This is a genomic window from Vibrio sp. S234-5 (genome assembly GCF_000960595.1).
Classification (GTDB): Bacteria; Pseudomonadota; Gammaproteobacteria; order Enterobacterales; family Vibrionaceae; genus Vibrio.
This window is the reverse complement of the sequence record NZ_JZAM01000074.1, coordinates 1-621: the sequence shown is the minus strand read 5'-3', so window position 1 is coordinate 621 and position 621 is coordinate 1. Positions and strand designations below refer to the sequence as shown.

Here is a 621-nt window from a genome sequence, read left to right as displayed (position 1 = left end):
TCGAACACATTTGGGTATGGCTGCTGACGAACCACCGCGTTGGCTATGCGTGAAAGCGTATCAAGTGACGATATTTTTCGCTTTTTACACGTTTCGATTAGCGAGTGTAGACGGTCTCGGAACTTATCGCCTGCGTCCGAGGTGGTACCGTAGCTGATTTTTCTCTGAATGACGAAGCCGCGCAATCGTCGCTCTGCTTCGTTGTTGGTCTGAGGGATTTTAGGGTTGGTTAAGAACAGCCATAAACTTTGGCTATGCTCTTTAAGCTTTTGACACCGTCCTTGATAGCATTGAATTGGGATTTGTGTTGCCCCTTTTTCCAGCCAATGATTAAAACGACAACGTATGCGATTCAATCGATTTAGGTAGAGAGTTTCATCGATTTGGCCAGATTCCCAGCGGTGCCGAGTTCGAAAGACTAATTTGCTCAGCAGTACAAGGCGCTGACCTATTTTTGCGGTGTGCCCTTTGCCTGTGTAATCGGCAATTTGTTGTAGATTGCGAATGACATGCGCCCAACAGAGTTGGTGTCTGTCCGGAGAAAGCCAGTTGTAACCGCTATATTGGTCACTGACCACAATGCCACAATAGTCTGAGTCCAATACCGTTTTTGCTGAATGC

General features: G+C 46.9%; 1 protein-coding gene. It reads right to left on the bottom strand.

The window, feature by feature from the left end; translation table 11 throughout:
• Positions 1-621 (bottom strand): transposase (locus UF06_RS03330; protein ID WP_045569180.1); only part of this gene is annotated, 621 nt, incomplete at both ends.